This is a genomic window from Deltaproteobacteria bacterium, from assembly GCA_009929795.1.
GTDB lineage: Bacteria > Desulfobacterota > Desulfovibrionia > Desulfovibrionales > Desulfomicrobiaceae > RZZR01.
In genome coordinates this window covers 1-4,665 of sequence record RZZR01000169.1, presented here as the reverse complement: position 1 = coordinate 4,665, position 4,665 = coordinate 1, and the positions used below count along the sequence as shown (strand labels likewise).

At 62.7% G+C, this 4,665-nt stretch carries 5 protein-coding genes; all 5 read left to right on the top strand.

The window, feature by feature from the left end; all coding sequences use genetic code 11:
* On the top strand, positions 1–502 hold a 502-nt coding region (locus tag EOM25_12350), incomplete at its 5' end, for a phosphate/phosphonate ABC transporter permease (GenBank protein NCC25963.1).
* A 14-nt stretch (positions 503–516) separates the two neighbouring features.
* Positions 517–1,311: an HAD-IIB family hydrolase gene (locus EOM25_12345; GenBank protein NCC25962.1), complete on the top strand. Its 795-nt coding sequence runs from the start codon at positions 517–519 to the stop codon at positions 1,309–1,311.
* A 7-nt stretch (positions 1,312–1,318) separates the two neighbouring features.
* Positions 1,319–2,194: an EamA family transporter gene (locus tag EOM25_12340; protein ID NCC25961.1), complete on the top strand. Its 876-nt coding sequence runs from the start codon at positions 1,319–1,321 to the stop codon at positions 2,192–2,194.
* A gap of 10 nt (positions 2,195–2,204) precedes the next feature.
* On the top strand, positions 2,205–2,684 hold the full coding sequence (locus EOM25_12335; GenBank protein ID NCC25960.1) for a response regulator: 480 nt from the start codon (positions 2,205–2,207) through the stop codon (positions 2,682–2,684).
* Positions 2,681–4,665, top strand: a 1,985-nt coding sequence (locus EOM25_12330; GenBank protein NCC25959.1) for a response regulator, incomplete at its 3' end; no start/stop codon positions are given. The genes EOM25_12335 and EOM25_12330, both read left to right, overlap by 4 nt.

Here is a 4,665-nt window from a genome sequence, read left to right as displayed (position 1 = left end):
GGCCTCCAACATCACCCGTTCCGGAATTCTGAACTGGCTGGCCCGTTTGATCCTGGTCTCTTCCCGGTCGGTAAACACCCTGGTCTGGGCCATCCTGTTCGTGGCCGTGTTCGGACCCGGGGCCCTCGCCGGGACCGTGGCCATCGCCTTCAGGTCCATCGGATTCTGTGGCAAGCTCCTGGCCGAGGCCCTGGAGGAATGCAGTTCAGGGCCCATCGAGGCCTTGAAGGCCGCCGGAGCGCCCTGGCCGAGCATCCTCCTCAAGGGCTATTGGCCCCAGGTAGCCCCGGCTTTTTGGGGCATCATGCTGTTTCGCTGGGACATCAACGTCCGCGAGTCGGCTGTCATCGGCCTGGTGGGCGCCGGGGGCATCGGCATGGCCCTGGACACGGCCATGAATTTGTTCCGCTGGCAGCAGGTCTCGGTCATCCTTCTGGCCATTTTCGCCGTGGTGGTTCTGGCCGAGATCCTGGTGACCAAGATCCGGGCCAGGATCATTTGACCATGGATTCGACCATGCGTCCCCTGCCGGAGATGCCCCGACAGGCCCTCCGGGGAGTGACCCATGTCCTGACGGACATCGACGACACCCTGACGGACCACGGGCGGCTGGGGGCCGGGGCCTATACGGCCCTTGAACGTTTGACCGAGGCGGGAGTCACCGTCGTACCCGTGACCGGAAGGCCGGCCGGGTGGTGCGACCATATCGCCCGGATGTGGCCGGTGGGCGCGGTGGTCGGCGAGAACGGGGCCCTGTATTTCCGCTACGATGCCGGGTCCAGACGAATGATCCGTCATTTCAGCCGGACCGAGGCCCAGAGGAGAGAGGACAGGGTCAGGCTGCAGACGCTGGCCCGGGAGATTCCGGTCCGGGTGCCGGGTTCGGCCGTTTCCGCGGATCAAGCCTACCGGGACACGGACCTGGCCATCGATTTCTGCGAAGATGTCCCTCCCCTGCCCATGGCCGAGGCCGAGCGCATTCGTGCCCTGTTCGAGGCGGCCGGGGCCAGGGCCAAGATCAGTTCCATTCACGTCAACGGCTGGTTCGGGGACTTTGACAAGCTGTCCATGACTCGGACCTTGTTTGCCCGGGAATACGGCCTCGACCTGGACCTTGTCCGCGACCGGGTGGTCTTTGCCGGAGACTCGCCCAACGACTCGCCCATGTTCGCCTTTTTTCCTCTGGCCGTGGGCGTAGCCAACGTCCTGGACATGCGAGATCGCCTGGAGGCCGAACCGGCCTTTGTCACCCCGTCCCGGGGCGGGGCCGGGTTCTCAGAGCTGGCCGAGGCTCTTCTGACCGTCCGCTGATCCTTTCATGCTTTGGTTCTCGCTTTCCATTCTGGCGGCCTTTTTTTCGGCTACTGAGGCGGCCTATCTCAAGCGCCGCTTCGGGGATCGATCCCCCATGGGCATGAACGGGGTCCTGTCCGCCTACAGCCTGCCGTTTCTGCTGGCGGCCTTGATTCTGCTCGATCTGTCTCCGCCCGGGAATGATTTTTGGGCGACCATGGCCGTGCTTATCCCGGTCAACGCCCTGGGCACGATCCTGCACATCACGGCCATCAACATCTCCCCCCTGTCTCTGACCATGCCCTATCTGGCGGCCACCCCGGCCTTTGCCCTGGGCATCGCCTACGTCATTTTAGGCGAGACGCCCTCGGCCGGAGGAGTGGCCGGCATCGCCGTTCTCATCGTCGGAAGCTACGTCTTGAATCTGGGGACGGCCCCTGACGGCGGCAGATTCAGTCTTGGGCCCTTCCGGGCCATGTTTCGGGAGCGGGGTTCCCGCCTCATGCTCGGGGCGGCCATGATCTATGGCCTGACGGCCGTTCTGGGCAAGAAGATCGTCCTCCAGTCCGATCCCTTGGCCGCGGCCATTTTCTTCGGCCTGGCTCTGCATGTGACGGTTCTAACCCTGGCCCTGACCGTTGGCCGAATCCGATGCCGGGACCTGTTTGTCCGGCCGGGTCCGGGCCTCATGGTCGGGGCCCTCCAGCTGGCCCATCTGCTCTGCCATTTCACGGCCGTGTCCCTGGTGACCACGGCCTACATGGTGGCGGTCAAACGACTGAACGGCCTGTTCGGAGTTATCTACGGCGGGCTGATTTTCAGGGAGGGTCGAATGCCCGTTCGCTTGGCCGGGGCCGGGCTCATGGCCCTGGGCGCGGCTGTGATCGCTCTTTTCGGATGACAATGGCCGAATGCCCTTGTCGGAGCCAATGTTTCCATCTATAGTCGTGAACAAAGGTTTTTTTCGTTTTCCGACATACAATCGAACCAGGACGAACGGCATGAACAGCGAGACTGAAACCCCGGTCAAGGTCCTTGTCGTGGACGACGACGAGCTTTTTCTGGAACTCATGGCCCGTATTCTCGGACAGGAGTACGGGCACGAGGTGCGCACCGTGTCAAGTGGCCGCAAGGCCATGAGCCTGCTGGAAATCGAGGAATTCGACGTGGTGATCACGGACATTTTCATGCCCGATTTCGACGGCATCGAGCTGATCATGGCCCTGCGCAAAACATCGTCGGTCCGGGGAGTGGTGGCTATGTCGGCCGGGGGCAAAAGCATCAACAGAAATTTCCTTGATTCGGCCAGTCTTCTGGGGGCTGACCACGTCCTGCAGAAGCCCTTCGACTGGAGCGAGCTGCACACGATCATCCAGCGGGTCGGCAGGTGATTCGTCCCGGAAGCTCTGCAGCCAAATATCTTCTGCTTCTGGGCGTGTACCTAGCTTTCGTGGTCGGTCTGACCTTGGTCTGGGGGCTGGAGGAGCGTCGGCGGGTTTTGGAACTGGTCGACGTCCGCCTGCGGGCGGCGGCCTCGGCCCTGCCGAACATGCTGGCCCGCGATTTTCACGACCGGGCCCGAGGCCCCGGGGACATCGGCCCGGATGAGGAAATGGCCAATCGGGATCGCTTCAACCGGTTCGCCGAGAACAACGGACTGGCCTACGTCTATACCTTGACTGCAAATGGTGATGATTTTTTCTTCACGGCCCCGACGGTGACCGCGGAGGAGGCTCTGGAAAAAGAATCCTGGTATTTTCATCCGTATGACGACGCCCCCCCGGAGTTCGTCCGGGGTTTGAGGGACATGAGGCCGGTTTTTCTGAGCTACACGGACCAGTGGGGAGATTTCAGGACCTGCTGCCTGCCCGGAACCAGTCCCGGAGGAGTCCGATATCTGACCTGCGCAGACGTGGAGACCACCGAGGTCCGGAATCTTTTCCGGCGCTATCTGGTGATCGTGTTGGCCGTGGCTGTAGCCATGGCCCTGTTCGTGGTCCCTTTCATTTTCATCACCCGGCGGTTCTACCGACGGAACCTGGCCCTGGTGGAGGCCAAGAATCGGGAGCTGGAGGAACAGCGGTCCAATCTGGAGGCCCTGGTTGAGGCCCGGACGGCCAGCTTGCGCGAGGCCAAGAACCGGGCCGAAAGGGCCACGGACTTCAAGAGCCGGTTTCTGGCCCAGATGAGCCACGAGATCCGGACCCCGCTCCATTCCGTTCTCGGGCTGACGGATCTACTCAGGAGGACCGCCCTGGACGACGGTCAGGAGCGGCTGGTCCGGGGTCTTGGAAAGGCCGGCGAGCTGCTTCAAGACCTGGTGACTGACATCCTAGACCACACAAGATTGGAAGAGGGAAAGCTGATCCTGGAGCCGAAGCCGTTCCGTCCTCGGGAGGTCCTGGAAGGGGTGCGAATCATGTATGCCGGCCTGGCCGAGGACAAGGGGCTGTCATTCGATGTCGAGGTGGCCGACGAGGTTCCGGTCTGCCTTTGTGGCGACAGGTGCCGCTATCAGCAGATTCTGGGCAATCTGGTCTCCAACGCCTTGAAGTTCACGACTTGTGGCCAAGTCTCGGTCCGGGTAGATTTGGTCCGGGAGGAAGGCGAGCGAATAGTCATCCAGAACAGAGTCCAGGACACTGGGCTGGGCATTCCCGAGGCAGAGCGGGCCCGGCTCTTCGAGAGCTTCCGGCAAATGCCGGGCACGGCGACCATCTCTCCCGGGGGTTCTGGCCTGGGGCTGAGCATCGTCAAGGCCCTGACCGAGATGATGGGCGGAACGGTCACGGTTGAGAGCGAGACGGGAAAGGGCAGTACGTTCACGGTCATTCTGCCAATGGATCGGGCCCGGGACGAAGACTGCCCGCAGGAAACTCCGAAGGACCGACCCGTGCGGACGGATCGCCCCCTGAAGATTCTGGTGGCCGAGGACAACATCCACAACGAGGAGCTGTATCGGTTTTTTTTGGCCGGGACCGACATCGGCGCTGAATACGCCCGCGACGGTCTTCGGGCCGTGGAGGCCTTCAGCCGGAACGATTTCGACGTTGTGGTCCTCGATCTCCAGATGCCGGTCCTGGACGGCCTTGGAGCGGCCCGGAAGATTCGGGCCCTGGAGGCCGAGACGGGTCGGGCCAGGACTCCGCTCGTCCTTCTTTCTGCCCAGGACATGGGGGCACTAGCTTCCGAGGACGCCCGTCTGTTCGAGGCCATTCTGTCCAAGCCCATCGGGCGATCGAATCTTTTAGGGGCAATCGTGACCTTGGCCCGGGCCGAAAATCGTCCAGCTTCGGAACGAGTCCAAGGCCCGGACGTGGCCAGGGCCATTCGGTCGATGGCTCCGGCTTTTTTGGCCGCCCTGGCCGAGCG

Bases quoted from the DNA above. Each gene is read 5' to 3' on its own strand.
- EOM25_12345 (NCC25962.1), top strand. From the start codon at position 517: ATGCGTCCCCTGCCGGAGATGCCCCGACAGGCCCTCCGGGGAGTGACC.
- EOM25_12340 (NCC25961.1), top strand. From the start codon at position 1,319: ATGCTTTGGTTCTCGCTTTCCATTCTGGCGGCCTTTTTTTCGGCTACT.
- EOM25_12335 (NCC25960.1), top strand. From the start codon at position 2,205: ATGCCCTTGTCGGAGCCAATGTTTCCATCTATAGTCGTGAACAAAGGT.